We start from the raw sequence: 26,990 nt of genomic DNA, 5'->3' as shown, positions 1-26,990 counted from the left end.
GGACCGACAGACAACAGACAAACCAGCATGATCACGTTCCTTGCGAAGCGGACGGCGACCCTCGTGGTCGCCGTCCTGCTGTCGTCTTTCGCGGTATTCCTTATTCCCTATGTAACCCCGGGCGATCCTGTACGGAAAATCATTCGCTCCCGCGTCGCCGGGGATGTAGTGGATGAGGCCACCGTTCAGGGCTTGCGCGAGAGCCTGGGACTCAACGATCCTCTTCCCGTCCAGTACCTGCGCTGGCTGGGGGACTTCTTCACCGGGGATATGGGCTTATCCCATATCAGCAGGACGCCAGTAGTTGAGCAAGTACTACCCGCTTTGAGCATCACCCTGAGTTTGGTATTTGTGGCCTTGGGCACTGCAGTGGTGGTATCGCTGCCTTTGGGGATTGTCGCGGCGCTGAAACAGGGCAGTAAGACAGACAAGTTGATCACCACAGTCACGCAGTCGTTCATCGCCATGCCTGAGTACTGGTTGGCCCCGCTGCTGGTGCTCGTGTTCGCCCTCAAATTGTCCTTGCTGCCCTCCGCAGGGTGGAACACGGCATCGTCCATCGTCCTCCCGGCGGCAACACTGGCGTTGCGGCCCATTAGCTTCTTCACCTCGGCTGTACGGTCGGGAATGATCGATGCCCTGGAGGCAGAACACATTTCCGCTGCGCGTGCACGGGGATTGAGCCACGTCCAAACAATCATGCGGCATGTTGTGCCGAACGGACTGGTGCCGTTGTCCACTCTGTTCGCGGTGTGGTTCGCGGGCCTACTGGGCGGTTCGGTCATTGTGGAGGTGATTTTCGCGATCCCAGGCATGGGCAGACTGCTATACGACGCCGTAATCAACAGCGACATACCGTTGGCCCAGGGCGGCGTGGTGGTGGTAGTGGCACTGGCTGTCGCGATCACCACACTTGCCGATTTCCTGCACCGGATCCTTAGCCCGAAGGTAAGTGGCGCCCTTGCGTAACCGTTCAGCAATCGACGCCGCCGCCGTCGTAATACTCGTTCTGATTGTCGCGGCAGTGGCAGCTGCGCCTTGGTTGGCGCCGTTTCCTCCGGATGACCAGAACCTCGCGGCACGGCTTGCACCGCCCAGCGCAACGCATTGGCTGGGAACAGACCACCTCGGCAGGGACACGCTGAGTCGCTTGCTCGACGGCGGTCGCTTCTCCCTGGTGGTGGCCGCACTGGCTACAGCTCTGACCGGAGCCATCGGTTTAGTGGTCGGTGTTCTTAGCGCCCGCCGCAAGGGCTGGCTGGATGAGTTTTTCACCCGCACCAATGACGTCCTGCTGGCACTTCCGGAGATGGTGGTGGCACTTTTCATCGTCGCTGCCATGGGCACTGGCTTCACCTCGCTGCTGGTGGCACTGACCGTGACAGGGTGGACGCCGTTTGCACGACTGGCCCGGACACTGGCTTATGACGTCTCGGCACGCGGGTTTGTCGAAGCAGCGCGAGTGGTGGGATGTTCGCCGTCGTTCATTATCTTCCGCCACATCCTCCCGCACCTCGCCGCCCCCATGCTGGGGCAGGCGACACTTCGCTTCGGTCAGCTCCTCATCAGCGTCGGAGCACTGTCCTACCTTGGACTCGGCGTGCAACCGCCGCAATCCGACTGGGGTTCCATGCTGGCAGCGGCGCAACCGTACGCGGAGAGGGCTCCGTGGGGAATCATTGCCCCTGGACTCGCCGTGTTCCTGGTGGCCCTGTGCGTGACATTGATCGGTCAACGGGCATCACGCCGGGCCTCCGATCCGGTTGACGTCCTCGTGGTGGAGGGACAGCATGCCTGAGCTCGTTGTTGAGAACCTGACGGTCCGCAGTGGGGGTACGGGGCGCCCTATCCTCGCAGGTGTCAGCCTGGCCGTGAAACCGGGCGAGTTTGTGGCTCTGGTGGGAGGCTCCGGTTCGGGCAAGACCATGACTGCGAGGTCGGTCCTGCAGTTGTTGCCTTCACAGTTGAGTATTGAATCGGGGTCCATCCGGCTTGGGGCGCTGGACGTCACCGGGGCCTCGGAAGCAGAGCTGAACCGCGTTCGAGGTGGCCGGCTGGGGATGCTGTTCCAGCAGCCAAAGAAAATGTTCAATCCCAACAAGACCATCGGCGCCCATCTGCGGGAACCCCTAAAGCTGCATTCCGGCCTACGCGGAAATGCTGCAAAGACGAAGGTTCTCCAATTGCTGGCCGAGGTGGGCTTCGAGGATCCGCAACGGGGTGCGCGCTCATACGCGCACCAGCTTTCCGGCGGCATGGCGCAGCGAGCCATGACCGCCATGGCCTTGGCAGGTAAGCCTGAGATCCTTCTGGCTGATGAACCGACGTCGGCCTTGGACAAAGTGCTCGAACAACAAATCCTGGAGTTGCTCGACCGGCAGAGGATTCAGCGTGGTCTGGGTATCCTCTACATCACGCATAACCTTGCTTCGGTGGCCGCATTTGCAGACAGGGTGTTGGTGATGGACGCGGGTGTGATCGTTGAATCCGGCACTACAGAAACGGTTCTGGGCAGCCCCAAGACCCCTTACACGCGCAGGCTCCTCGAAGCGTCCAACTTGGCGCCAACCAACATCCCGGTTGCCCCCACCCACCAGCGCAGCGCTCTGACCCTGACCAATGTGGTCAAGCAGTTCGGATCCGGCAAACGCAGCGGGCGGCCTGCCTTGGACTCGATTTCGCTGGACGTAAAACAGGGCGAAATTCTGGGCGTTCTTGGCCAATCCGGGTGCGGTAAGAGCACTCTCGCCCGGGCCATTGTTGGGTTGGAAGGTATCAGCAGTGGCAGCATCGCCAGGACGCTGATTGCGGCTGGCGCCGGACCAACGGCCGTTCAGTTGGTGTTCCAGGAACCCCACGATTCCTTCGACCCCCGCATGACGCTGCGTGCCAGCCTCGAAGCGCCGCTCCGGGCGCAAAAAGAGCTCACAGCAGGTGAACGGTCCCGCAGGCTCATGGCAGCAATGGAAGAAGTGGAGCTTGATCCCGGCCTCCTGGACCGGCGCCCGGGTCAATGCTCCGGAGGGCAATTGCAGCGGGTCACCATTGCCCGGGCGTTGCTGTTGGAACCTGAAGTCCTCATCTGTGATGAAGCAACGTCTGCCCTGGACGCCTTGACCCAACGGACCATCCTTGAACTCTTGCAGCGCCTGCACCGGGACCGCGGGCTGACCCTGATGATCATCACGCACGACATGGACGTGGTGAGGCACATGTGCCAGCGGGTCGCGGTCCTCTACCAAGGCCGCCTTGTGGAGCTCACCGACACGGACAAGTTCTTTGCAGATCCGCAGCACCAGCACAGCCAAGCCCTCGTTTCTGCGGCCATTCCATGCCGTGGGCTGCACCTGAAGAAAATCAGGGCGGCGCTCTAGCAGCGAGGGTGCTTCCACAAGCTACGTAGGAAGCCCGTCAAAGTCGTTGCCTGGTGATCCAGCTCCCTAGTAGGGTCGCGGCAGGAGCGTTCCACTGGGGGATGCGCAAAGAGTCGGGGGCTTGTTGTGCGCCGAATACGCCTGGTAGTTCTTGCTGTGGTTGCCTTGACACTTGCTCAGCCGGTGGTAGCTTCTCCTGCCCGCGCTGACGACTCCTGGCACAACTTCATTCAGATCTGGTGGGACTTTGAGAAGGTTTACGCTGATCTGCCCACCATAACGGACAACGGAAATGTCATCGTCTACGAGGGAAAGACCGGCTGGGAGGGCCAAGGCTTGGGTCCCGGTCCGAGTGTCGTCCTTGACGCGAATGCCCTGGTGACGCCCGGTGATTGGGATGGAAACGGCAGCGCCGATTGGATGTTTCGCAGCCGTGATGGCGGGTTGTACTTGCGTACAGGTATTGGTGGGAACGTTTCCAAGCAAGTGGGCCGTGGCTGGGATGTGATGACTTCCCTGGTTTCACCGGGGGATTGGAATGGTGACGGGAATCCCGATGTCCTTGCCCGCGACGCCTCCGGTGTGCTGTGGATGTACCGGGGCGACGGCACTGGTGGTTGGCTGCCGGGCCGTCTGCAGGTGGGATGGGGTTGGAACATTATGACGTCCATCTTCAGCGGACATGATTTCAATGAGGACGGAAAGCCGGACATTCTCGCGGCGGACTCAAACGGTTCACTTTGGCTCTACCCGGGCAACGGCTCCGGGGGATGGGTGGGCCGGATCCAAGTGGGCTCGGGCTGGCACAAGATGGATCTCATCGCCGCCCCTGGAGACTTCGATTATGACGGCCACGGTGATGTCATTTCCCGCGACATCGCCGGTTCCATGTGGATTTATCCAGGCAATGGGGCGGGCGGCTTCACGTGGACGCGCCGGCTGCTGACAATACCGACGCCGGCAGTCTTCGGCTGATTTAGGCAGCAGTCCCCACATACAGCAGTGCCAACACACAGTAGCCCCCAACACTCCTGCCCCCGCCAGCCAGCAGCGTGGGGGTTAGTGGTTGTTGGGAGGGCGAAGTCCAAACGCCTTTCGTCAGTGGTGAAGTCTTGAGTTCCTCTGAACTAGTTTGTTAGTATGACAGGACAAACTGAGGAGTGAAGAAATGCCACTTGTTCGAATCGATGTTAACCAAGGCCGCTCGCCGGAAGAGTTGGCGGCGCTGAGCCGCAAAATCCACGACGCCATCCTTAGTAAATACGGAATCCCGGAGCGGGACTACTTCCATATCCTGACCGAACACCCGCAAGGTCAGATCGTTGCGCAAGACGCAGGCTTGGGATTTGAGCGCAGTTCCGGCATTGTCATGATCCAGATTTTCACCCAGGGTGGTCGAAGCCAGGACGCCAAGAGCTCCCTTTTCCAGGCTATTGCGGGCGGTCTCGCAGAGGTGGGGATCCCGGGCGAAGATGTCTTTGTGGGCTACGTGGAGAACTCGCCGGGCGACTGGTCATTCGGCTTTGGGCGCAGCCAATATGTCACTGGAGAACTCGCAGTGCCGCCTAAGTAGAGCGTTCTGTGTCACGTTGTAAATATGTCAGTACAAACCTTTGACAGGACATTGATTCTGGTGCAGAGTAGTCATGTGGCCCCGCTCACTGAGGGGTGGCAAGGCATTGGGGCCCAGCGCTCAAAGGTTCAGAGTTCACAAGAGAAAGGTCAACGATTATCGTGACCCACGAACTGCTTACGATCGGGCGCATCAGCGTTGATATTTACCCGAACGACATTGGGGTGGATCTGGAGGAGGTGACGTCCTTCGGCAAATACCTTGGAGGTTCGCCCTCCAATGTGGCCGTCGCCGCCGCACGACACGGGCGCCGCGCGGGAATCATCACCCGCACCGGCGACGACGCTTTCGGAAACTACCTTCACCGGGAATTGCGCAAGTTCAATGTGGACGATTCCTTCGTCTCCCCGGTCAAGGAGTACCCCACGGCCGTGACCTTCTGCGCGATCAAGCCGGCTACAGACGAGTTCCCGCTGTACTTCTACGGCCGCTTTCCCACTGCTCCGGACCTGCAGATCAGAGCTGAAGAACTGGACTTGGAGGCGATCCGTGATGCGGGTATTTTCTGGTCTACCGTCACCGGCCTCTGCCAGGAGCCCAGTCGCAGCGCCCATATCAAAGCACACCAGGCCCGTCCTCGAACCGATCTCAAGGATGGTCAGTTCACCATCCTGGACCTGGACTACCGTCCCATGTTCTGGAGCTCTGAAGAAGAAGCCCGCGCGGAAATTGCCAAGGTCCTGCCGCATGTCACTGTGGCGATCGGCAACGACAAGGAATGCGCTGTAGCAGTGGGGGAGGGAACGCCCGATGAGCAGGCGGACCGCCTGCTGGCCGCCGGCGTCGAAATCGCCGTGGTCAAACTCGGGCCCGAAGGTGTCATGGCCAAGACCCGCACGGAGCGTGTGGTGTCTGCACCCGTCCCGGTGGAAACCGTTAACGGCTTGGGTGCCGGCGACTCATTCGGCGGTGCCTTCTGTCACGGACTGTTGTCTGGTTGGCCCCTTTCGGAAGTCCTGGATTATGCAAACGCATCCGGCGCAATCGTCGCCTCGCGCCTCTCGTGTGCAGATGCGATGCCGACGCCGGAGGAAGTTACCTCGCTGCTCGCGGAACGCGGCCGACCCATCCCCGGTGCCACTCTGTCAGCCGCCGCCCTCGCAGCCGACACGTTCAGTGAAGGAGCAGTTCGTTGAGCCTTAATGACGATCCCCGCCGTTACGAGCACCTGAGCCGTATCCGGTTGGAGGACCCCGAGGCCGTCGCCCGGGCAGCAGCCACCCGCCGTCGCCATCCTGGCCTTAAACACAGCGCGCAGAACTTCATTGTCGCCGCGGACCACCCGGCACGGGGCGCCCTGGCCGTTGGTGCGCAGCCAATGGCCATGGCCGATCGCAGGGACCTTTTGGACCGTCTGCAGATCGCGTTGGCGAATCCTGCAGTTGATGGCATCCTGGCCTCGCCGGACATCATGGACGACCTCTTGTTGTTGGGAGCCCTGGAAGGAAAGCTCGTCTTCGGCTCCATGAACCGCGGTGGACTGGCAGGACTGGTCAACGAGTTCGACGACCGCTTCACCGGCCATACCGCGGCTGCGCTGGAAGCACTGGGCGCGGACGGCGGCAAAATGCTCACGCGCATCTGCTTGGGCGACCCGGACACCGTGGCCACCCTTGAAGCCACGGCGAGGGCCATTGATTCGCTGGCCGAGCGCAAGCTCATCGCCATGGTGGAGCCGTTCCTTTCCGTCCGTGATGCGCACGGAAAGGTTCGTAACGACCTCCGCGCTGACGCCGTGATCAAATCCGTCGGAATTGCCGAAGGCCTCGGTTCCACCAGTGCCTACACCTGGATGAAATTGCCGGTTGTGGCAGAGATGGAACGCGTCATGGCTTCCACCACCATGCCTACCGTTCTGTTGGGCGGTGACCCCGACGGCAGCCAGGACGAGGTTTTCGCCAGCTGGCAGGCAGCTCTCGCATTGCCCGGTGTTCGAGGCCTCACTGTGGGAAGGACGCTGCTCTACCCCCATGACGGCGATGTGGCAGGAGCTGTTGCAACGGCGGCCTCGTTGTTGAAAACCTCTGCGCCCGTGGCCGCCAAGGCGGATGAGCGAACCATGTCAGACCGTATTCCAGTGAAAGTATCGGAGTAGCTAGTAATGGGTACAGCAACCCGTCGGATGACCGTGGCGCAGGCTGTGGTCGAATTCCTGTCCAAGCAGTACACGGTGGATTCCATCAACGGCGTGGAGTATCGTGAGCGGCTGATCCCGGGCACATTCGGTATTTTCGGGCACGGCAACGTGGCCGGCGTGGGTCAGGCGTTGAAGCAGTATCAGGCAGCGGACCCCAGGATCATGCCGTATTATCAGGGCCGCAATGAGCAGGCCCAGGTGCACCAGGCTGTTGGCTACGCTCGGCACACCCGGCGCCGGCAGACTTTCGCGATCAGCACCTCCATTGGACCCGGTTCTTCGAACCTTTTGACAGGTGCTGCGTTGGCTACCACCAACCGTCTTCCGGTCCTGCTGCTCCCGAGCGACACCTTTGCTACCCGCGCTGCTGACCCTGTGTTGCAGCAGCTGGAGCTCCCGTACGCCTACGACATCACGGTCAACGATGCTTTCCGTCCACTGTCCAGGTTCTTCGACCGCGTCTCCCGTCCGGAGCAGCTATTCTCCGCGTTCCACCACGGATTGCGCGTCCTGACGGACCCGGCTGAGACCGGCGCCGTGACGATTTCCCTGCCGCAGGATGTCCAAGCCGAGGCTTTCGATGTCCCGGAAGAGTTCCTGGCCGAGCGGGACTGGCGGATCCGCCGTCCCGAGGCCGAGGATGATGACATCAGCCGCGCAGTGCAGGCCATCCGCGCCGCGAAGCGCCCGCTGATCATCGCCGGTGGCGGCGTCCTCTATTCCTACGCCAACGAGGAACTCGCGAAGTTTGCTGAGCTGACCGGCATTCCGGTGGGCAACACGCAGGCAGGTGTTGGTGTCCTGCCGTGGGACCACAAGTTCTCCCTCGGTGCGATTGGTTCAACGGGTACGACGGCGGCCAATGCCATTGCGGCCGAGGCGGACCTCATCATCGGGATTGGCACGCGTTACGAGGACTTCACCACCGCGTCCCGTACTGCGTTCCAGAACCCGGATGTAAAGTTCGTGAACATCAACGTAGCGCCAATCGATGCGTACAAGCACGGCACCACGTTGCCGATCGTTGCTGATGCCCGCAAGGCACTGGTGAAGCTCAACCAGGCACTGGGTGGGTACCGGGTGGGTGCTGACCTTGAAGAGAAGGTCGCAGCCGAGAAGAAGCGCTGGAATGGAATCGTGGACGAAGCCTTCGAGACGCGTTGCACGCCTTTGCCGGCGCAGAACGAGATCATTGGCGCCACCAACAAGGCCATGGATGACCAGGACGTGGTGATCTGCGCGGCGGGTTCGCTGCCCGGTGACCTCCACAAGATGTGGCGCGTCCGGGACCCCTTCGGTTACCACGTGGAGTACGCGTACTCCTGCATGGGTTACGAGATCCCCGGCGGTTTGGGCGTGAAGCGCGCCGCGCTGGCCGAAGCCGCGGCAGGCGGCCCGGAGCGCGATGTGGTGGTGATGGTGGGGGACGGCTCCTATCTGATGATGCACACCGAACTGGTTACCGCCGTCGCCGAACGCATCAAGCTGATTGTGGTCCTCATCCAGAACCACGGCTACGCCTCCATCGGTTCCCTCTCCGAATCCCTCGGCTCGCAGCGGTTCGGTACGCAGTACCGGGTCCTGGACAAGGAACAGCACAGCTTCGACGCCGGTGAGAACCTCCCTATCGACCTCGCCACCAACGCCGAGTCACTTGGAGCGAAGGTCATCCGGATCGAACCGGGGGAGCACGTCATCGAAGCCCTCGGCGCCGCGATCAAGGAAGCCAAGGCGGCCCCGGAAACGGGTCCGATAGTCATCCACGTTGAGTCGGATCCTTTGCTGGATGCCCCAAGCTCCGAGTCCTGGTGGGACGTTCCTGTCTCCCAGGTTTCCGAGCTCGAATCCACCCGGCAGGCCTACAAGACGTACACCGACCACAAGAACCGCCAGCGCAAACTGCTCGGCTAGAACCCCACAGACTAAAAGGAAGTCCGCACATGTCGACGACGACCACACTGACCACCATTCACCATTTCATCAACGGCGCTGAAACCTCCGGCGAAGGCGATCGCACCCAGCCCGTCTACAACCCCGCCACCGGCCAAGTGTCCGCTGAACTGCGACTGGCCAACGAAGCCGACCTGAACACCACCGTTGCCGCGGCCCGCAAGGCGGCGGATTCGTGGGGTGACATGTCCCTGGCCAAGCGAACCGCAGTGCTGTTCAAGTTCCGTGAACTCGTTGCAGCGCACGTGGACGACCTCGCTGAGCTGATCACCGCCGAGCACGGCAAGGTCCTTTCCGACGCCAAGGGTGAGATCGGCCGCGGACTGGAAGTCATCGAGTTCGCCTGCGGAATCCCGCAACTGCTCAAGGGCGACTACTCGGACCAGGTCTCCACCGGCATCGATGTCTTCTCCTTCCGCGAACCCCTGGGCGTCGTAGCCGGCATCACGCCGTTCAACTTTCCCGTGATGGTCCCGCTCTGGATGGCACCGATGGCCATCGCCACGGGCAACGCGTTCATTCTCAAGCCCTCCGAGCGTGACCCGTCCGCGCCGATGCTGCTGGCAAAACTGTGGAAGCAGGCCGGCCTTCCTGATGGCGTGTTCCAGGTCCTGCACGGTGGGAAGGAAACCGTTGATGGGCTGCTGACCCACCCGGACGTGGATGGCATCTCCTTTGTGGGTTCCACCCCGATCGCCCAGTACGTCCACGAGACTGCCACGAAGCACGGCAAAAGGGTCCAGGCCCTGGGTGGAGCGAAGAACCACGCCATCGTGATGCCCGACGCTGACCTCGACAACGCCGCCGACCACCTCGCGGCCGCGGCTTTCGGTTCCGCAGGGGAACGCTGCATGGCGATCTCCGTCGCCGTGGCCGTGGGTGACGCCGCTGACCTGATCGTGAAGAAGGTCGAAGAACGCGCCCTGGCCGTGAAGGTCAAGAACGGCACCGAACCGGACGCCGAAATGGGTCCGGTCATCACCCCGGCCTCCAAGGAACGCATCGTCAAGATCGTCACCGAAGCCGAAACCGCCGGCGCGGCCATGGTGGTGGACGGCCGCGACCTGGTGGTCCCCGGCCACGAAGACGGCTTCTGGGTAGGCCCAACCGTGATCGACCACGTCAAGACCGAAATGACTGCCTACACCGAGGAAATCTTCGGCCCCGTCCTGGTAGTGGTCCGCGTCGCAAACCTCGAAGAAGGCATTCGCCTGATCAACTCCAACCCCTACGGCAACGGCACCGCGATCTTCACCTCCTCGGGTGCGAACGCCCGGAAGTTCCAGCGCTCTGTGACCGTGGGCATGGTAGGCATCAACGTGCCCCTGCCCGTCCCGGTGGCCTACCACTCCTTCGGTGGCTGGAAGAACTCGCTCTTCGGCGACAAGCACATCTATGGACCCGAAGGCGTCTCCTTCTACACCCGCGGTAAAGTCATCACCTCCCGCTGGCCCGAACCCACCCACGCCTCCGGCGCCTCCTACAACTTCCCCTCCAACTAACGACCAGAGGAAGACAACGCTGTCATGACTGATGTTGAGAACAAGCTGATCATCGGCACCGCCCCTGATTCCTGGGGTGTCTGGTTTCCGGATGATCCCCAGCAAACTCCTTGGGAACGGTTCCTTGATGAGGTTGCCGAGTCCGGCTACAAGTGGATCGAACTGGGTCCGTACGGATACCTGCCGAACGACCCCACCCGGTTGGCTGAGGAACTGAAGCAGCGTGACCTCCAGGTCACCGCAGGTACGGTCTTCACGGCCTTCCACCGTGGTGCGAAGCAATACGACGAAGCATGGGAACCCGCCCGAAAGGTTGCCGAACTGACGGCAGCCATGGGCGGTGAACATATTGTGGTCATCCCCGCGATGTGGCGCGACGACGTCACCGGTGAAGCGGTGGAGAACGGCGAACTTACCGACGAGCAATGGGCAGATCTGTTCGCAGGCCACAACCGCATGGGCAAGGTCCTGCTGGAGGACTTTGGTTTGCACCAGCAGTTCCACTCGCACGCTGATTCGCACGTCGGTGCCCAGAAGGACGTCGAAACTCTGTTGGCTGCGACCGATCCGCAGTATCTGAACCTGTGCCTGGACACGGGGCACGCTGAGTACTGTGGGGCGTCCAGCCTGGAGCTCATCAAGAACTACCCGGATCGTATCGGCTACTTGCACCTCAAGCAGATCAATCCCGAGGTCCTCGCCGAGGTGAATGAGAAGAACATGACGTGGGCAGCCGCCAACCTCGCCGGCGTCATGACTGAGCCGCCGAACGGACTCCCGGACCTGCGCGCGGTCATCGAAGCCGTGGAAGCGTTGAACCGGCCGATCTTCGGCATCGTGGAACAGGACATGTACCCGGTAGCGTTCGATGTGCCGATGCCCATCGCCAAGCGGACCCGCAATTACCTGCTGTCCTGCGGATCCCGTACCAGGATCCAGTAACACCGCCAGCAACAGCCACCCCCAAGAACTTCACGAAGGACAGATACAGTGACCAAGACTCTCCGCGTTGCCGTCATCGGCGCAGGCCGCATGGGTGCGGACCACATCAAGCGCCTCAGCACCCGCATCCACGGCGCTGAAGTAGCCGCCGTCGTCGACGTCGACCTTGCCCGCGCGCAAGCCGCAATTGAGGGAATTGACGGCGCCGTGGCGTTGGCCAGTGCCGACGAGGCGCTCAATAACGGTGACGTCAACGCCGTCCTGATTGCCACGCCGGGTTTCCTCCACGAGGAAATCCTGTACAAGGCATTGGAGAAAGACTTCCCCATCTTGTGTGAGAAGCCGCTGACCCCCGACGCCGAAAGCGCCTGGAAGGTTGTCCAGGCTGAGCAGGCTTTGGGCCACAAGCGAATCCAAGTGGGCTTCATGCGCCGTTTCGACGCCGAGTACTCGGCGTTGGGTGCCATCATCCGCAACAGCGAGTTGGGGGAGTTGCTGATGTTGCACCACCAGCACCGGAACCCGAGCACGCCCGAGGGATTCACCAACGAAATGCTGATCAACGACTCTGTAGTCCACGAGTTCGACGCGATCCGCTACTTCACGGGTGAAGAAATCACCTCCGTGCAGGTCCGCTTGGGCAAGCCCACGCGCAGCGCGCCGAACGGCCAGCATGACCCGCAGCACGTGCTGCTCGAAACCGAGTCAGGTGTGCTGGCCGACGTCGAAATCTATGTCAATGCTAAGTTCGGCTATCAGGTGGCCACGCAAGCGTCCTTTGAAGAGGGCATAGTGAGCATCGGCGGCGACAACGGCCCGTACATCCAGTCCGCGGGCAAGTGGGGCGGCAAAGTCACCCCAGGTTTTGAAGAGCGTTTCGGAGCTGCGTACGACGTCGAGGTGCAGGCTTGGGTGGACGCCGCACTTCGCGGCGAAATCGGCGGACCAACCGCCTGGGACGGCTACGCTACGGCAGCCTGCTGCGAGGCCGGCGTCGAAGCCCAAAAATCGGGCGAAAAGGTCAAGGTTCAGTTGAACACCAAGCCGGACCTTTATTAAGTAGGGGACATTCACCATGAAGATTGCACTGGATCCCACACCGTTCCACCACAGCCACACGCTCCTGGAGTTTCCTCGCGTGGCAGCCGATCTCGGCTACAAATACCTACAGATGACCCCGCACACGGATCTCATCCCGTTCTATAACCACCCAAAGGCCGACGATGAACTCGTCGGAAAACTGAAGGCGGCTTGTAAGGACGCCGGGGTCGAAATCGCCTCGGTCCTGCCGGTCCTACGGTGGTCAGGTCCGGACGAGGACGCCCGCGAAGCCGCAGTCCGGTACTGGAAGCGCGCCATCCAGATCACCGTAGACCTCGGTGTCCAGACCATGAACACCGAGTTCAGCGGCCGCCCGGAGAAAGCGGAAGAGTCTGAGCGTGCGTTTTACCGCTCCATGGAGGAGCTGCTCCCGATCATCGAACGCGAGGGTCTGGACGTCCTCATTGACCCGCACCCGGACGACTTCGTAGAGGACGGCCTGGCCGCTCTCCGGGTCATCAGGGGCGTAAATTCGCCGAACATCGGGATGGTCTACGTTGCTTCGCACAGTTTCCACATGGGCAATAAGCCGTTGGAGATCATGCGGGCAGCGGGGGACAAGCTTCGCTTGGTGCACGTCTCGGACACCATGAACCACCACGCCTCCCACGGCCTCCGCTACATCACCAACCCGCCCGGCAATGCCGTCCGCGTGCACCAGCACCTCAAGATCGGCGACGGCGATGTGAACTGGGACGAATTCTTTGGCGGCCTGAAGGAGATCGGCTTCCTGGACAAGGAAAACACCGTGATGGTCTCGTCGGTTTTTGCCGAGGATGAGAACGCGGAAGATGTTTCCCGCTACCAGCTCAAGTCGATGGTCGACTACGTCGCCCGGACAAACTAAAGGCGGTAGCGAGAAAAGGAAGCCATGACCAAGTCTTCTTCAATCGAGACCTCTGCTGGCCGGCTTGATACTCTTCCGGCAGCGTCCGGGAAGAGCAGCAAACCGGAGAACCCCAAGAAATTCCTCCGCAAGGTAGCCTTGTTCTCTACCTTCGGCGGACTGCTGTTTGGCTATGACACTGGTGTAATCAACGGCGCCCTGCCCTTCATGCAGAAGGACCTGGGCCTGACGCCGTTGACCGAAGGCCTGGTCACCTCGACGCTGCTCTTCGGTGCGGCGTTCGGAGCGATCAGCGCAGGACGACTGTCCGACCGCTTTGGACGGCGCAAGACGATCATGGGTCTAGCCCTGATCTTCGCCTTTGCCACCGTTGGTTGTTCCCTAGCGCCGAGCACTGAACTCCTGGTGCTTGCCCGCACAGTCCTGGGTCTCGCCGTCGGCGGTGCCTCAGTAATCGTTCCCGTGTATCTGGCCGAGATGTCACCGGCTGCCCAGCGCGGCAGGATCGTCACGCAGAACGAGCTCATGATCGTGACCGGCCAGTTCCTGGCCTTTACGTTCAACGCGGTCCTGGGCAACCTGTTCCCTCAAGAGCTGCATGTATGGCGCTGGATGCTGGTGATTGCCACGCTTCCTGCCGTTATTCTGTGGTTCGGCATGCTCGTCTTGCCGGAGAGCCCCCGCTGGCTCGCATCGGCTGGACGTTTCGGCGAAGTCTTGGAAGTCCTCCGCTCCACGCGGAGTGCGGGAGAGGTCGGGGCCGAGTTCGACGAGGTGCGTCAGGCGGCCAGGGAGGACTATCAGTCCAAACTTGGGACCTTCAAGGACCTCACCGTGCCCTGGATACGCAGGATCTTTGTGGTTGGTCTTGGCATGGCCATCATCAACCAGATCAGCGGCGTCAACGCCATCATGTATTACGGGACTACCATCCTGTCCTCATCTGGCTTTGGGGATCAAGGGGCCCTGATTGCCAATGTCCTCAACGGCATGACGTCCGTGGCGGCGGTGATCGTTGGCATGTATTTGATGACGCGAATTCGCCGGAAACCCATGCTCATTGTGGGGTTGATCGGTACTGCGTCATCGCTGACGGCCATTGCACTCATCTCCCTGGCGCTGCCGGAAAGCACTCTGCGTGGCTATCTGGTGTTGCTGTTCATGGTGACGTTCCTTGCCTCCATGCAGGGGTGCATTGGAACCGTGACGTGGCTGACCATGTCCGAGATCTTCCCGATGCACGTCCGTGGTATCGGCATGGGCATCTGTGTTTTCGTGCTGTGGATGATCAATTTCCTGATCGGCTTCTTCTTCCCGCAGTTGGTCTCGCTGATGGGCGTTTCAGCAACATTCTTCATTTTCGTGGCCCTACAGTTGTGCGCCATTGTGTGGGTCAAGCGAACTGTTCCGGAGACCAAAGGCAAGTCCCTTGAGGAATTGGAGCATCTCTTCAAAGAAAAGTCAGGAGTAACCGCTGACTGAGGACAACGGCGTTTTCCAAGAAATGTGTTAATTGAGAACCACGCAGAAACGCCCGACGCCGGCAGGCATCGGGCGTTTCTGCGCGGTGGAGCAGAGTCTTCAGAGTGCAACCACAACATTCTCCAGCGCGCTCAGGCGGGCTGCGTCCAGGACTTCGAGGGTACGGATCCCCTCTGATGCCGGCACTGGTTCGGGGCCTTCGCCTCGGACAGCACTCGCGAACTCTGTGTAAAAGCCGGTGTAGTTACCTTGCTCGGACGGGATAAGCTCGCGTTGGCCCCTGCGGGACAGGATTCCCCAATTCTCCCGTGTGTCAATGCCCCACGTTTCCGGTTGCGCTACCGGCCTGCGTCCCTGCATCAATGCATCTGCTTGAACATCGGAACCCGAAGCAATGTAGCTACCCTCGCTGCCGTAGGCGCGCAGTTCCCGGGTGGTGGAGTGGTTGAGCTTGCTGGCGGACACGGTGGAGACCGTTCCCGAGGCATGGGTCATGGTGACAAAGAAGCCGCAGTCCGTTCGTTCCCCGAACCGGTCAGTCCAGTCCAGGGTGGCGTGCACATGGCTCACCGGCCCAAGCAGCCACAGCATCTGGTCAACCAGATGGCTGCCCAAGTCGCGCAAAAGTCCGCCGCTGGTACCAACTTCCAAGCTGTCTGCGTTGTCCTGGTCCATGATGGAGTGCACGCGCCATAGCTCGCCCAGCTCTCCTGATGCCAACACCTTGGCGAGCGTCAGGATGTCCGCATCGCGGCGGCGGTTATGGAAAATGTTCAAGACGACGCCCGCCTTCTTTGCGGCATCAGCAAGTTCACGCGCTGCGTCTGATGTAGGGGCAAAGGGTTTGTCAGCCACAACATGAACGCCGGAACGAATGGCATCCATTACCAGGTCATAACGGGTGTGCGGCGGTGTAGTGATGGTGACGGCATCGACGCCTGCGGCGAGGAGCCCGCCAAGGCTCGCGTAGGTGGGCAGCCCCGGGAAGTCCGATGCCACAGATGCTTTGGTTGCGTCAGTGCGAGCTACAACCCCCACAAGTTCGATGTCCTCGGCGGCTTCAATGAACGGTGCATGAAAGTACTTCCCGCCTGCTCCGTATCCAACAATCCCAAGACGCATATTCTGTCCCTTCCTCTTGCTGTGTGGGCCTTCGTGCTGTGTGGATGCAAAAAAAGATGGGGACGGCGCCTGAGCGCCGTCCCCATCCGGGCCCGGTAAGTAGTCCCGAGGGTTCCGGGCCGTACAGCCTCAGGCCGTGGGATTCAATGACGCGGAGAGTGCCGCATCGGCGTCCAGCAGTACCTGGGCTGCCACCTGCAGCCCTTCGATGCGACCCAGGGAAACGTCCTCGTGTTCGATGTTGACGAGCATGTCCGGGTCCACCTCATGCAGCGCACGCAGGAACTCAGTCCAGAAGGCGGTGTCGTGGCCGCGGCCCAGGGCCACGAAGTCCCATGCGGAGTTCTTCGGCCATTCATTGGCCCACTCGTCGCCGCCAAGGTTCGTGCGGGTCTCATCCGGAGACAGCCGGCGGAAGCTGTTGTCCAGCACGCCATAGAGGGCCGCATTGCCGGTATTCACCCGGACATCTTTTGCGGCCGCTTGGAACACCAGCGGACCAAGCTCGCGGACCACAGCAACTGGATCCATCTGCTGCCAGAAGAGGTGCGAAGCATCCAGTTCCACACCGACATGCGTGGCGCCGGTGAGTTCGATGAGCTTATAGACGTCCGCAGTGTTGAAGACGATGTTCTGCGGGTGCAGTTCGAGCGCCACCTTGACGTCGTGGTCCGCAGCAAGGCGGTCGGTTTCCCTCCAGAAATCGGCTGCGACACCCCATTGATAGTCCAACACATCCAGTGCCGCCGAGTTCCAGGCATTGACCACCCAGTTGACGGTGGTGGCACCGGGCTCGCCGCCGGGCAGCCCGGACATAGTGACTACCCGCTTTTGTCCCAGCCGATGGGCCAGTCGAATGGAGCGGTGGACGTCTTCGGCATGTTTTTCACCGATTTCGCGCTTAGGGTGCAGGGGATTGCCATTGCAGTTCAGTCCGGCAATCGAAACACCGGTCCCTTCGAAGAGGGCCAGGTAGTCATCACGTGCCGCGTCGCTCTCCAGGATCTGATCCATGGTGGGTACATGGACCGCCGGCAGGAAGCCACCGGTATTGATCTCGATGCCCGTCAGTCCAAGGTCGGCGATGACCTTGAGCGCCTCCGGCAGCGGCCGGTCATGCAAGATTGCGTTGTAGACGCCGAGTTTCATAGCGTAATCTTCTTCCCGTTGTTAAGGGCCGACTCGGTGACGGCGCCGAGTAGTTCCATGTTGCGGACACCTTCGTCGAAGGTGGCGCAGCGAGGCAGGGATGTGTCTTCGGCAAGGCCTGCTACCTCCTCGAGGAACGCACGGGCCTGGTAGCCGAACGCGTCGTTTTGGCCGAACCCCACCTCGGGAGCGTCCATGGCGAGGCCTCCGGTGATGTAGGGGTGGCCCGGGCCGAGGATCACCTGGCGGTAGCCGTTCTGGTTGCCGGAACCGTCATTGAGGAACAGTTGGATTTCTGATGGGCGGCGCTGGTCGAACTTGGCTGCACCCTTTTCGCAGAACACCTCAAACTGCAGGCTATTGGCGTGTCCTGCCGCTACACGTGAGACTTCGAAACTTCCCGCACCGTTTGCGAACTCTGCGTTGAATGCTGCGTAGTCGTCGTTCTCAACAGCTTCGAAGGTATTACTGACGGCCACGTGGTCATGGCCCATGACGGCGCTGAGCGGCAACGGACGCTTGTGGATTGCAGTGCTGAGCCGGCCGCCGCTGATGGACTTGATGTCACCGCACAGAAACTCGGAGACGTACGTCAGATGGCTTCCGACGTCCGCCAGCGCACCCGAGCCGGGGCCGCCTTTGTAACGCCAGCTCATCGGCGCTTCGGGGCTGAAACCGTAGTCCGTCCAGTACCGGCCGCTGAAGTGCAGGACATTGCCCAAAGTGCCGTTCTGGATAAGGTCGCGGATATAGGCGATGCCCGGAGTGCGGCGGAAGGTGAATCCGATGCGGGCGATGGAGGTGGCGTTCCGGGCAGCGTCCGCCATGGCGCGCGCGTCTTCCAGCGAATCGCTCAACGGCTTTTCACACAACACGTGCTTGCCGGCGGCCAGCAGGCCTTCAACCACTTCGCGGTGCAATGAGTTCGCAATGACAACGCTTACAACGTCAATATCGTCCGCTTCTGCGATTGCCTGCCATGAGGTGTCATTGCGTTCGTAGCCAAAGCGGCGGGCCGCCAGGGAGCCGAATTCGGCGTTCACGTCACCAATGGAGACCAAGCGGATATCCGGAAGCACTGGGCTGTAGAGGGTAGACGCAGTCCGGTAAGCCGCTGCATGGGCCTTGCCGGCCATGCCTGCGCCGATGACCGCGACGCCAAGGCTTTCAGCCATGATTTCTCCTTTGAAATTCTGCCGCGGCGAAGAGACTCGACGGCATTTTGTAGCGCTACAATTTTGTAGGTTGGGTTCGAGATTAGCCATGTCTATATGTCCTGTCAATGCTCAGCCTAATCAAACGGCCCCAAGGAAGTTGGTCTCATGAGCACAAGTACGCCGCAGGCGCGGCGCCCAACGATTTACGATGTGGCAAAGCTGGCCGGCGTTTCGCCGTCGCTGGTCTCGCTGGTCCTCCAGAATCCGGCGAAAGTCAGTGAGAAGCGCCGCGAGGCGGTCAAAACTGCCATCGCTGAGCTGGGATACCGCCCCAGCCGGGCGGCCACCACGCTGGCGAGCAGCCGGACCAAGAGCATCGGGCTCGTCATTGACGACTACCGCAACCTTTGGTTTGTTGACCTGCTGCGCGGACTGGAATCAGTGTTGACCGAACATGGCTATCAGGTCATGCTCGCCGATTCCCGCCCGAGTGAAAACCGCATCAAGGAGGCTGCTGACGGATTGCTGGCCATGCATGTGGACGGGCTGGTGATCGCGGCCGAACCTGGCGCGACGGCGCTGAGCGGCACGGAAGTTCCCACCGTGGTGGCGGGGTGGCGGAATGGAGTGCCGGACGACGCTGACCTCATCACCAACGACGACGACGGTGGCGGTGCAATGGCGGCGGATCACCTGCTGCAACTCGGGCACCGCAGGATCGGGCACCTTTCGGGCTCCGGCGGCGCTGCAGCCCACCGTAGGGAAGGCTTCCGGGGCAGACTCCACCAAGCCGGTGTAGAACCGCTGATCGTGGGGGAAGAGGGCGATACCACGGAGGAGGACGGGTACGCTTCGGCCTGCTGGCTCCTTGATCACCACCCGGACACGACGGCAATTTTTGCCGCCAATGACACGATGGCGCTGGGCGCCTTTGGTGCGATCAAGGCCCGCGGCTTGTCGGTCCCCTCGGATATTACGGTGATTGGCTATGACAATTCTGCGCTGGCGAAGTCCCGCTACCTCGAGCTGACGTCCGTGGACAACCGCAGCGATCTGGTCGGGGCGCATGTTGCAAAGGCATTGCTGGATCGCATCCAGGGTGCCGCGGCGGGGCCGCAGCGCAAGCTGTTAGAACCCCTCCTTAAGGTTCGGGGTACCACGGCGGCACCACGATCCTGAGTTCGGGTGCTGGATGTTACGTACAAACATACTAATGTCAGGACAAACTGTTGACATTTGTGAATTGGGTCACCATGATCGAGGTAGCAGGCGATCCGAGAACGAGTCCCCGGACGCCCGAAGCTGACATCAAAGGAGATAACGGTGGCAAAATTCTCGTGGCGCAAAGCGGCAGTCGTCGCAGCAGTGGTTCCATTGGTGGCCCTGAGCGCCTGTTCGAGCCAGGGCGGCAAACCTGCAGATTCCGGTGGGGGTGCAGGCGCCGGACAGGTAGCCGGCACGGACCGCATGAAGGTGGCCCTGATTACTCACGCAGCGGCTGGAGACACCTTCTGGGATATCGTGCGCAAGGGCGCCGAAGAAGCGTCAAGCAAGGACAACGTGGAACTCCTGTACACCAGCGACCCCGAAGCAGGGCGCCAGGCGCAGCTTGTTCAACAGGCCATCGACCAGAAGGTTGACGGCATTGCTGTCACGGTGGCAACCCCGGATGCATTGAAGGATGTATTGAAGAAGGCCAACGATGCAGGTATCCCCGTCGTGAGCCTCAACGCCGGTGAATCCGTTTCCACGCAGCTTGGCGCTTTCACGCACTTCGGATCCAACGAACAGCTTGCCGGCGAGGCAGTCGGCACCCGACTCGCTGCAGAAGGCTACAAGCACCCCGTTTGCGTCATCCAGCAGCAGGGCCACGTGGGCCTGGAGGCGCGCTGCGCCGGCGTAAAGGCCAAGGTTCCGGCAACGGAAATCCTCTACGTCGATGGCAAGGACATGACCGCTGTCCAGTCAACGGCCACGGCCAAACTTCAGGCGTCCAAAGATGCTGATGTGATCATCGGTCTCGGCGCCCCCATCACCCTCACCTTGCTCAAGTCAGTTACAGACGCCGGCAGTTCGTCCAAGGTAGCCAGCTTCGACCTCAATGCCGAACTTGCCCAAAAGATCGTAGACGGCCAAGTGATCTTTACCGTCGACCAGCAGCCATGGCTTCAGGGCTACATGTCGGTTGATGCCCTGTGGCAGGCAAAGCGCGGCGGCTTCAAGATCGGCGGCGGCCAGCCCGTCCTGACCGGTCCCACCATTGTGGACAAGGCCAACGCCTCCGACGTCCTCAAGTTCGCCCAGCAGGGCGTCCGCTAGATCCAGGCATCCGGCTGCGTGGCGAGAACCGCCACGCAGCCTGACCAACAAGGAGTCATTCCTATGGCAAATACAACAACTCTGCCGCCGGCGGGTGCCTCGGCCCCTGGCGACGAACGGGTCGGACGCCGTAGTCCGATCCAAAAGTTCCTGGCGAGGCCCGAGGTCGGTGCGCTGGTCGGAGCAGTGGTCCTGTTCATCTTCTTCGCTTCTGTCTCCGAGACGTTTACGCAACCGAACGCGCTCGCCACAGTGCTCTACGGCTCATCGACCATCGGCATTATGGCGGTAGGGGTTTCACTGCTGATGATCGGTGGTGAGTTCGACCTTTCCACTGGTGTGGCCGTGATCTCCTCCGCCCTGACCGCCTCACTCTTCAGCTGGAACTTCTCACTGAATGCATGGGTTGGTGTCACGCTGGCACTGGTGGTCTCGCTCGGCATTGGATTCATCAACGGCTGGATTCTCGTCAAGACCAAACTTCCCAGCTTCATCGTCACCCTGGCGACGTTCCTCATGCTGACTGGCCTCAATCTGGCACTGACCCGCCTTATCGGCGGCAGCGTCTCCTCGCCGTCGATCTCCAAGTTGGACGGGTTCGAATCAGCACGGGCGGTGTTTGCCTCCTCCATCAGCATCGGGGGTGTGGAAGTCAAGATCACAGTGTTCTTCTGGATCGTCCTCGTGGCAGTGGCATCGTGGATCCTGTTGCGCACCCGCGTTGGTAACTGGATCTTCGCCGTGGGCGGTGACGCCAATGCCGCCCGCGCAGTTGGCGTCCCTGTGACCAAGACCAAGATCGGCCTTTTCATGGCGGTTGGTTTCTGCGGCTGGATCCTGGGCATGCACAACCTTTTTGCCTTCGATGCCGTGCAATCCGGTGAAGGCGTTGGCAACGAGTTCCTCTACATCATTGCTGCCGTCATCGGTGGCTGCCTCCTGACAGGAGGCTACGGATCGGCTGTGGGTGGCGCCATTGGTGCCTTCATCTTTGGCATGGCCAACAAGGGCATCGTGTACGCACAATGGAATCCGGACTGGTTCAAGTTCTTCCTGGGCTTGATGCTCCTGCTGGCCACCATTGTGAACCTGATCGTCAAGCGCCGAGCAGAACTCAAGTAAGGGGCCGGAACAATGAACGCACACCAGATCGATCAGCAAACCCTTCTGAAAGATGAGAGGGATCCTTTGACGCATACCCCGGTTCACCTGCTTTCGCTTGAGGGAGTAGGCAAGCACTACGGCAACATCATCGCCCTCCGCGACGTTACGATGGCCGTGGACAACGGCCGCGTTACCTGTGTTCTGGGCGATAACGGCGCGGGTAAGTCAACGCTGATTAAGATCATCGCCGGCCTCCACCAGCACGACGACGGCGTCCTGAACATCATGGGTGAGGAACGGAAGTTCAGTTCCCCCCGCGATGCCCTGGACGCCGGCATTGCCACTGTGTACCAGGACCTTGCGGTGGTACCGCTGATGCCGATCTGGCGGAACTTCTTCCTCGGATCGGAGCTCACCAAGGGCTTCGGACCGTTCAAGTACATGGACGTCGAACAGATGAAGGCCATCACGCTCAAGGAATTGGCCGAGATGGGCATCGACCTGCGCGATGTGGAGCAGCCCATCGGACAGCTCTCCGGTGGTGAACGCCAGTGTGTCGCGATTGCCCGCGCCGTGTACTTCGGAGCGAAAGTCCTCATTCTGGACGAACCCACAGCAGCGCTGGGTGTGAAGCAGTCAGGCGTAGTCCTGCGCTATATCCTTCAGGCCCGCGACCGCGGTATGGGCGTCATCTTTATCACCCACAATCCGCACCATGCCTTCCCGGTCGGGGACCGTTTCCTCCTGCTCAAGCGTGGCAAATCCATCGGGTACTACGACAAGAAGGACATCACCCTCGACGAACTTACTGCCCAGATGGCAGGCGGCGCCGAACTTGCTGAACTCGCACATGAGCTGGAGCAGTTGGGCGGCCACGGCGACGTGGTGAAAGAGGTCAAAGCGGAAGTCGCGGACGTGACGGACAGCGTGAACTCCGGCGCTCCGAAGCACGCGTAGCAGCACAGGCTCAGTAACCAGCAGGCCCAGTAGCAGTATCGGCGGGGTGCTTCCGGTCTACCCGGAACACCCCGCCACACTGTGCGCACAATACGCACACACTTAGGAAAAGAAGGGAACACCATGTCGATCCGGGTAGGTGTGATTGGCGCCGGAATCATGGGCGCGGACCACATCAGGAACCTTTCCACCACCATCGGCGGCGCCGAAGTCACCTTTGTGGCAGACCTCGACGTCGACCGTGCCGCCGTGGCGGCACCGCCCACCGCGCGTATTACCTCAGACCCATCGGAGCTGATCAATGCCAGCGAGGTGGACGCCGTCGTCGTTGCCTCGCACGATTCCACGCACGCTGGCCTGGTCCTTGAATGCTTCGAGGCAATGACCCCTGTACTCTGCGAAAAGCCGCTGGCACCAACGCTTCTTGAAAGCCTGGAAGTAGTTGCTGCCGACGCCGACATCGTGGCCGCAACGGGAGCTTCGCTGCTCTCCCTCGGCTTCATGCGACGCTTCGATCCGGGCTATGTGGCTCTGCGCCAGTCCGTGCAGGGCAGGGAGCAAGGTGAGCCCCTGATGGTTCACTGCGTCAGCAGGAATGGCTCAGCGGCCCCCGGAACGACGGCAGAATCCGCCATCACCAATTCGGCCATCCACGAATTGGATATAGTTCCGTGGCTTTTGGGTTCTCCCATTGCGGAGGTGTCATGGCAGGCCGGCAAGAGCACTCGACATGCCGAGACCGGACTTCAGGATCCTGCATTCATGACGATGCGCACTGCAGACGGGACACTCACCACGTTGGAGCTGTACCTCAACGCCCAGTATGGCTACACCACTCGCTGCGAGGTGGTCTCAGAACTGGGTACCACTTCACTTAAGGAATCGTCCCTGCTGGGCGTCGAACAGGACGGGGCAAGGCAGGGGTTGATCCCGGCGGACTGGCGCCCCCGCTTCGCCGACGCGTACCGGATTCAGCTCCAGGCTTGGATTTCTGCCCTCGCTGCCGGAGAGCCGACTCCCCTTGCCGGTGCACAGGACGGACTCAACGCCTCCCTCGTTGCACAAGCCATGATCCAGTCGCTGCATAGCGACGGAACGTCTACGAAAGTCAGCTACTCGTGACGCCAAGAGGGCTTCCTCACACCCGTGTACCGGAGTCCCGCGATGCTCCGAGTTTGCGCTGGGGCATCATGGGCCCCGGATGGATCGCCGAACGGTTCACCGAGTCCATCCAGGCACACACCGGGCAGGTGATCGCCGCCGTCGGGTCCCGTTCCCTGAACCGGTCCAAGGCGTTTGCGGAAGCGTTCAACATTCCCGCCGCCTACGGCAGCTATGAGGAGCTCGCGACAGCCCCCAACGTAGATATCGTCTATGTGTGTACGCCGCATACAGGCCACCACGCGGCCGCGGTCCTGGCCATCGACGCCGGCAAGCACGTCTTGGTCGAAAAGCCGATTGGACTCGACGCAGATCAGGCACGGGACATCGCGGCGCGGGCAGAGGCTGCAGGTGTCTTCGCCGCGGAAGCCATGTGGACCTTCTTCCTGCCAAAATTCGATGTGATCCGGCAGATACTCGAGGCCGGAACGCTGGGCACCATCACCACCGTCGTGGCGGAGTACGGTGAGCACTTTGATCCTTCGCATCGAATCTTTAATCCGGATTTGGCCGGTGGTCCGCTGCTTGACCTGGGCACGTACCCGCTGGCCCTGGTCACGGAGGTGTTGGGTAGTCCGAGCCAGCTGCATGCAATCGGTTCGCCACATGAGTCGGGGGTTAACGCCCAGTTGTCCGCCGTCATGCAGTTCGACGGCGGTGCGCAGGCTGTGGTGAACACCCACGTCCATAACTTCACGCCCACCGCCGCCACCATTGTGGGCTCAAAGGCAACCTTGGTGATCGACGGTCCCTTCAATATGCCCGGCGCCTTCGAAGTCAGGTTTCCTGACGGATCGCGGCTGCGTCAGGCTGAACCAGCAGGCGGACACTTCGAGGGCCTCCACTACGAAGCCGCGGCCGTGGCCAGGGCTATTGCCGCAGGCAGGATGCAAACCAGCGAACGGACGCTGGCGGCCTCCATCCGCACGCTGGAAGTAGCCGACGAGATTCGACGCCAGCTGGGCGTGGTGTTCCCGGAACCATTAACACTTCAACCTTCAAAGGAAAATCATGAGTGATGTCATTCTTGGCTTGGTTGGCGTAGGACGCATCGGCGTCATGCACGCCAACAACATCGTCGCCCTCAAGGAAGCGCTGGGTCGCAGGGGCGTCAATATCCGCCTCAAGCTCACCGATGTAGCCACGGAGCATGCACGTTCCGTCGCTGCTGCACTGGGTGCAGAGTTCGTGCCCTCAGTGACGGAGCTGCTCGACTCTGGTGTGGATGGCTTGGTTATTGCTACGGGAACGGCAACCCATCCGGAATTGATCCGCGCCGGAGTGGACGCCGGCGTTCCGGTGTTCTGCGAAAAGCCCGTGGCCATGAACGTCTCCGATGCGCTGCCTGTGCTGGACTACATCAGGGAGAACAACGGCGTGGTGCAAATCGGCCACCAGCGACGCTTCGATGCAGGCTATGTGGAGGCCAAGCGGGCGTATCAGGCCGGGGAGTTGGGGTGGATCCATTCCCTGCGCGCAGTTACCTGCGATATGACGCCACCCCCGGTCGAGTTCCTGGCGACCAGCGGGGGGCTGTTCCGGGACTGCTCAGTCCATGACTTCGACATCCTTCGGTGGCTGACGGGCCGCGAAATTGTGGAGGTCTATGCCAAGGGTTCCAACAATGGAGACCCGGCCATCGGCAATGTGGGTGACGTGGATACGGCTTTGGCCCTCATCACTTTCGACGACGGCACGGTGGGCACGGTTTCTGCCAGCCGCTACAACGGGGCCGGCCACGATGTGCGGTTGGAGATACAGGGGTCCGATAGTTCGGTCATGGTGGGCTTGGATGAGAAGACCGCATTGACCTCGGCTGAGGCTGAGGTCACTTTCCCCGGAGGGGAACCGCATCAGACTTTCGCCGAGCGTTTCGACCAGGCGTACCGCTCCGAGATGGTTGCCTTTGTGGAGCTGGTGATGGGGCAGCGCGAAAATCCCTGCACCCCGGAGGATGCGGTAGCAGCCTCCCGTGTGGCAGATGCGGCCCAGGAATCGCTGGCAACCGGTGCGCCCGTGAGGGTTGCTCTCAAAGTATCCAGCTGACGCTTCTACCCAGAGTGCCCCTTCTTCGAATCTGTTGAATTCGAAGAAGGGGCACTTTCATGCTTGAACCTAGACGCCGAACGGCAGCCGCGGGTCGATGTCCTGACCTTCCCAGCTTTGCCGTACCCAACCATGGTGAGGGTCGTCGCTGATCAGCCATTCGCGGACGGGCCCAGGGCCCGCCATGACGTTCAGGTAGTACATGTCGTAGCCCGGGGCTGCCATGGCGGGGCCGTGCCAACCGTAGGGGACCAGGACTACGTCGCCGGTCCTAACTTCTGCGGAAACGTCGATGGGACGCTCATCCGAGGCGTAGACACGCTGGTAGCCGATTGCATCGGCATCAGCCGGTGCGCCGGAGCCGACGGCTACCTGTGTCTCGAAGTAATAGATCTCTTCAAGGTGGGTTTCGCCGTCCTTTTCCTCATCGTGCTTGTGAGGGGGATAGGAGGACCAGTTCCCGGCAGGAGTAATGACCTCGCACACGATAAAACGGTCGGCCTCCAGTGCCGCCGGGGTGCCGAAGTTGTGTACCTGCCGCGAACAGTTACCGGCGCCCCGGAGTTCCACAGGTGTCTCGGCAGCAGTGACGAGGCGGGTCGGGTAGGCGGTCTGCGCAGGGGCAGTTGCAATTGCTACACGCCCGCCGTCTGCCGAGCTGATGCTGACGGACTTTCCGGTACCGGAGTACAAGACGTCGCTGGGTCCGTGGAACACGGAGGCCCGGCCCGCAAGGGCATGATCGACGCCGTCGACGGTTACGGTGAAAGCGCCGCTGAGGGGCACCACAATACGTTCCTCACCAACAGCTGGGAGCTCGACGGCGGCGCCCCCCGGGATGGTTGCGACCTTGAGGCCAGTGTGCGCCCAACCATCAATGGCAATGGCGGAGTCGGAGGTGCCGAGCGAGATGTCCCACACGCCGTCGGCGGCGGAACCCAAGGGGTAAACCCAATTCGTCATGGAAGTGGAGTCCTTTGTAGTGGCTGTACCAGTTGTTTTGGCCT

At 61.2% G+C, this 26,990-nt stretch carries 24 protein-coding genes; 20 read left to right on the top strand and 4 right to left on the bottom strand.

Annotated elements, in window-relative coordinates:
• Positions 1 to 27 precede the first annotated feature (27 nt).
• From M1D89_RS13730 to M1D89_RS13670, 13 genes are all read left to right on the top strand, one after another.
• Positions 28 to 969 (top strand): ABC transporter permease, encoded by a 942-nt coding sequence (locus M1D89_RS13730; protein ID WP_498644244.1) that lies wholly within the window; start codon positions 28 to 30, stop codon positions 967 to 969.
• Entirely contained in the window at positions 953 to 1,798 is an 846-nt protein-coding gene (locus M1D89_RS13725; protein ID WP_498644242.1) for an ABC transporter permease, read from the top strand. The genes M1D89_RS13730 and M1D89_RS13725 overlap by 17 nt, the downstream gene beginning before the upstream one ends.
• A complete protein-coding gene (locus M1D89_RS13720) occupies positions 1,791 to 3,374 on the top strand; it encodes an ATP-binding cassette domain-containing protein (RefSeq protein ID WP_498644240.1) in 1,584 nt (527 codons plus the stop codon). The genes M1D89_RS13725 and M1D89_RS13720 overlap by 8 nt, the downstream gene beginning before the upstream one ends.
• Before the next feature lie 126 nt (positions 3,375 to 3,500).
• Positions 3,501 to 4,349 (top strand): FG-GAP repeat domain-containing protein, encoded by an 849-nt coding sequence (locus tag M1D89_RS13715; protein WP_498644238.1) that lies wholly within the window; start codon positions 3,501 to 3,503, stop codon positions 4,347 to 4,349.
• A gap of 193 nt (positions 4,350 to 4,542) precedes the next feature.
• Positions 4,543 to 4,947 (top strand): tautomerase family protein, encoded by a 405-nt coding sequence (locus M1D89_RS13710; protein ID WP_498644236.1) that lies wholly within the window; start codon positions 4,543 to 4,545, stop codon positions 4,945 to 4,947.
• Between the two features lie 161 nt (positions 4,948 to 5,108).
• Positions 5,109 to 6,143, top strand: coding sequence for a 5-dehydro-2-deoxygluconokinase (gene iolC, locus M1D89_RS13705; RefSeq protein WP_498644234.1), 1,035 nt, complete (start codon positions 5,109 to 5,111; stop codon positions 6,141 to 6,143).
• Positions 6,140 to 7,102 (top strand): Cgl0159 family (beta/alpha)8-fold protein, encoded by a 963-nt coding sequence (locus tag M1D89_RS13700; protein WP_498644232.1) that lies wholly within the window; start codon positions 6,140 to 6,142, stop codon positions 7,100 to 7,102. The genes iolC and M1D89_RS13700 overlap by 4 nt, the downstream gene beginning before the upstream one ends.
• Before the next feature lie 6 nt (positions 7,103 to 7,108).
• Entirely contained in the window at positions 7,109 to 9,055 is a 1,947-nt protein-coding gene (gene iolD / locus M1D89_RS13695) for a 3D-(3,5/4)-trihydroxycyclohexane-1,2-dione acylhydrolase (decyclizing) (RefSeq protein WP_498644229.1), read from the top strand.
• A 29-nt stretch (positions 9,056 to 9,084) separates the two neighbouring features.
• Complete coding sequence (locus tag M1D89_RS13690) at positions 9,085 to 10,596, top strand: CoA-acylating methylmalonate-semialdehyde dehydrogenase (protein ID WP_498644226.1); 1,512 nt, start codon at positions 9,085 to 9,087, stop codon at positions 10,594 to 10,596.
• Between the two features lie 24 nt (positions 10,597 to 10,620).
• Positions 10,621 to 11,538, top strand: coding sequence for a sugar phosphate isomerase/epimerase family protein (locus M1D89_RS13685; RefSeq protein WP_498644225.1), 918 nt, complete (start codon positions 10,621 to 10,623; stop codon positions 11,536 to 11,538).
• 48 nt (positions 11,539 to 11,586) lie between these two features.
• The gene (locus tag M1D89_RS13680) at positions 11,587 to 12,597 is read left to right on the top strand and encodes a Gfo/Idh/MocA family protein (RefSeq protein ID WP_498644223.1); all 1,011 of its coding nucleotides are present in this window, start codon (positions 11,587 to 11,589) and stop codon (positions 12,595 to 12,597) included.
• Between the two features lie 16 nt (positions 12,598 to 12,613).
• Complete coding sequence (locus M1D89_RS13675) at positions 12,614 to 13,486, top strand: sugar phosphate isomerase/epimerase family protein (RefSeq protein ID WP_498644221.1); 873 nt, start codon at positions 12,614 to 12,616, stop codon at positions 13,484 to 13,486.
• Between the two features lie 24 nt (positions 13,487 to 13,510).
• Complete coding sequence (locus M1D89_RS13670) at positions 13,511 to 14,968, top strand: sugar porter family MFS transporter (RefSeq protein WP_498644219.1); 1,458 nt, start codon at positions 13,511 to 13,513, stop codon at positions 14,966 to 14,968.
• A 99-nt stretch (positions 14,969 to 15,067) separates the two neighbouring features.
• Here the strand turns inward: M1D89_RS13670 and M1D89_RS13665 are convergent, their stop codons facing one another.
• The 3 genes from M1D89_RS13665 to M1D89_RS13655 all read right to left on the bottom strand — a co-directional run bounded on the left by M1D89_RS13665 (position 15,068) and on the right by M1D89_RS13655 (position 18,414).
• The gene (locus M1D89_RS13665) at positions 15,068 to 16,090 is read right to left on the bottom strand and encodes a Gfo/Idh/MocA family oxidoreductase (protein ID WP_498644217.1); all 1,023 of its coding nucleotides are present in this window, start codon (positions 16,088 to 16,090) and stop codon (positions 15,068 to 15,070) included.
• Positions 16,091 to 16,219: 129 nt separating this feature from the next.
• Positions 16,220 to 17,239: a sugar phosphate isomerase/epimerase family protein gene (locus tag M1D89_RS13660; RefSeq protein ID WP_498644215.1), complete on the bottom strand. Its 1,020-nt coding sequence runs from the start codon at positions 17,237 to 17,239 to the stop codon at positions 16,220 to 16,222.
• Entirely contained in the window at positions 17,236 to 18,414 is a 1,179-nt protein-coding gene (locus M1D89_RS13655) for a Gfo/Idh/MocA family protein (protein ID WP_498644213.1), read from the bottom strand. The genes M1D89_RS13660 and M1D89_RS13655 overlap by 4 nt, the downstream gene beginning before the upstream one ends.
• A 147-nt stretch (positions 18,415 to 18,561) precedes the next feature.
• Between M1D89_RS13655 and M1D89_RS13650 the strand changes: the two genes are divergently transcribed.
• The 7 genes from M1D89_RS13650 (at position 18,562) to M1D89_RS13620 (ending at position 25,983) form a co-directional block, all read left to right on the top strand.
• Positions 18,562 to 19,575: a LacI family DNA-binding transcriptional regulator gene (locus M1D89_RS13650; protein WP_498644211.1), complete on the top strand. Its 1,014-nt coding sequence runs from the start codon at positions 18,562 to 18,564 to the stop codon at positions 19,573 to 19,575.
• 144 nt (positions 19,576 to 19,719) lie between these two features.
• A complete protein-coding gene (locus M1D89_RS13645; protein ID WP_498644209.1) occupies positions 19,720 to 20,715 on the top strand; it encodes a substrate-binding domain-containing protein in 996 nt (331 codons plus the stop codon).
• A gap of 63 nt (positions 20,716 to 20,778) precedes the next feature.
• On the top strand, positions 20,779 to 21,837 hold the full coding sequence (locus M1D89_RS13640; RefSeq protein WP_498644207.1) for an ABC transporter permease: 1,059 nt from the start codon (positions 20,779 to 20,781) through the stop codon (positions 21,835 to 21,837).
• A 12-nt stretch (positions 21,838 to 21,849) separates the two neighbouring features.
• Positions 21,850 to 22,776, top strand: a complete 927-nt coding sequence (locus M1D89_RS13635) for an ATP-binding cassette domain-containing protein (RefSeq protein ID WP_498644205.1) — start codon at positions 21,850 to 21,852, stop codon at positions 22,774 to 22,776.
• 123 nt (positions 22,777 to 22,899) lie between these two features.
• Complete coding sequence (locus M1D89_RS13630; RefSeq protein ID WP_498644203.1) at positions 22,900 to 23,898, top strand: Gfo/Idh/MocA family oxidoreductase; 999 nt, start codon at positions 22,900 to 22,902, stop codon at positions 23,896 to 23,898.
• A gap of 53 nt (positions 23,899 to 23,951) precedes the next feature.
• Complete coding sequence (locus M1D89_RS13625) at positions 23,952 to 24,956, top strand: Gfo/Idh/MocA family protein (RefSeq protein WP_498644201.1); 1,005 nt, start codon at positions 23,952 to 23,954, stop codon at positions 24,954 to 24,956.
• Positions 24,949 to 25,983, top strand: a complete 1,035-nt coding sequence (locus tag M1D89_RS13620; RefSeq protein WP_498644199.1) for a Gfo/Idh/MocA family oxidoreductase — start codon at positions 24,949 to 24,951, stop codon at positions 25,981 to 25,983. The genes M1D89_RS13625 and M1D89_RS13620 overlap by 8 nt, the downstream gene beginning before the upstream one ends.
• A gap of 69 nt (positions 25,984 to 26,052) precedes the next feature.
• Here M1D89_RS13620 and iolB read toward each other — a convergent pair whose 3' ends face one another.
• Positions 26,053 to 26,946: a 5-deoxy-glucuronate isomerase gene (iolB, locus tag M1D89_RS13615; protein WP_498644197.1), complete on the bottom strand. Its 894-nt coding sequence runs from the start codon at positions 26,944 to 26,946 to the stop codon at positions 26,053 to 26,055.
• Positions 26,947 to 26,990 lie beyond the last annotated feature (44 nt).

The organism is Arthrobacter sp. D3-18 (assembly GCF_054408525.1).
This window is presented reverse-complemented; position numbering and strand designations above follow the sequence as displayed.

Excerpts from the sequence above, each read along its gene's own strand:
- M1D89_RS13650 (WP_498644211.1), top strand. The coding sequence starts at position 18,562 with ATGAGCACAAGTACGCCGCAGGCGCGGCGCCCAACGATTTACGATGTG.
- M1D89_RS13640 (WP_498644207.1), top strand. The coding sequence starts at position 20,779 with ATGGCAAATACAACAACTCTGCCGCCGGCGGGTGCCTCGGCCCCTGGC.
- M1D89_RS13655 (WP_498644213.1), bottom strand. The coding sequence starts at position 18,414 with ATGGCTGAAAGCCTTGGCGTCGCGGTCATCGGCGCAGGCATGGCCGGC.
- M1D89_RS13660 (WP_498644215.1), bottom strand. The coding sequence starts at position 17,239 with ATGAAACTCGGCGTCTACAACGCAATCTTGCATGACCGGCCGCTGCCG.
- iolD (WP_498644229.1), top strand. The coding sequence starts at position 7,109 with ATGGGTACAGCAACCCGTCGGATGACCGTGGCGCAGGCTGTGGTCGAA.
- M1D89_RS13685 (WP_498644225.1), top strand. The coding sequence starts at position 10,621 with ATGACTGATGTTGAGAACAAGCTGATCATCGGCACCGCCCCTGATTCC.
- M1D89_RS13730 (WP_498644244.1), top strand. The coding sequence starts at position 28 with ATGATCACGTTCCTTGCGAAGCGGACGGCGACCCTCGTGGTCGCCGTC.
- M1D89_RS13665 (WP_498644217.1), bottom strand. The coding sequence starts at position 16,090 with ATGCGTCTTGGGATTGTTGGATACGGAGCAGGCGGGAAGTACTTTCAT.
- iolB (WP_498644197.1), bottom strand. The coding sequence starts at position 26,946 with ATGACGAATTGGGTTTACCCCTTGGGTTCCGCCGCCGACGGCGTGTGG.
- M1D89_RS13690 (WP_498644226.1), top strand. The coding sequence starts at position 9,085 with ATGTCGACGACGACCACACTGACCACCATTCACCATTTCATCAACGGC.
- M1D89_RS13635 (WP_498644205.1), top strand. The coding sequence starts at position 21,850 with ATGAACGCACACCAGATCGATCAGCAAACCCTTCTGAAAGATGAGAGG.
- M1D89_RS13675 (WP_498644221.1), top strand. The coding sequence starts at position 12,614 with ATGAAGATTGCACTGGATCCCACACCGTTCCACCACAGCCACACGCTC.
- M1D89_RS13710 (WP_498644236.1), top strand. The coding sequence starts at position 4,543 with ATGCCACTTGTTCGAATCGATGTTAACCAAGGCCGCTCGCCGGAAGAG.
- M1D89_RS13630 (WP_498644203.1), top strand. The coding sequence starts at position 22,900 with ATGTCGATCCGGGTAGGTGTGATTGGCGCCGGAATCATGGGCGCGGAC.
- M1D89_RS13670 (WP_498644219.1), top strand. The coding sequence starts at position 13,511 with ATGACCAAGTCTTCTTCAATCGAGACCTCTGCTGGCCGGCTTGATACT.
- M1D89_RS13720 (WP_498644240.1), top strand. The coding sequence starts at position 1,791 with ATGCCTGAGCTCGTTGTTGAGAACCTGACGGTCCGCAGTGGGGGTACG.
- M1D89_RS13620 (WP_498644199.1), top strand. The coding sequence starts at position 24,949 with ATGAGTGATGTCATTCTTGGCTTGGTTGGCGTAGGACGCATCGGCGTC.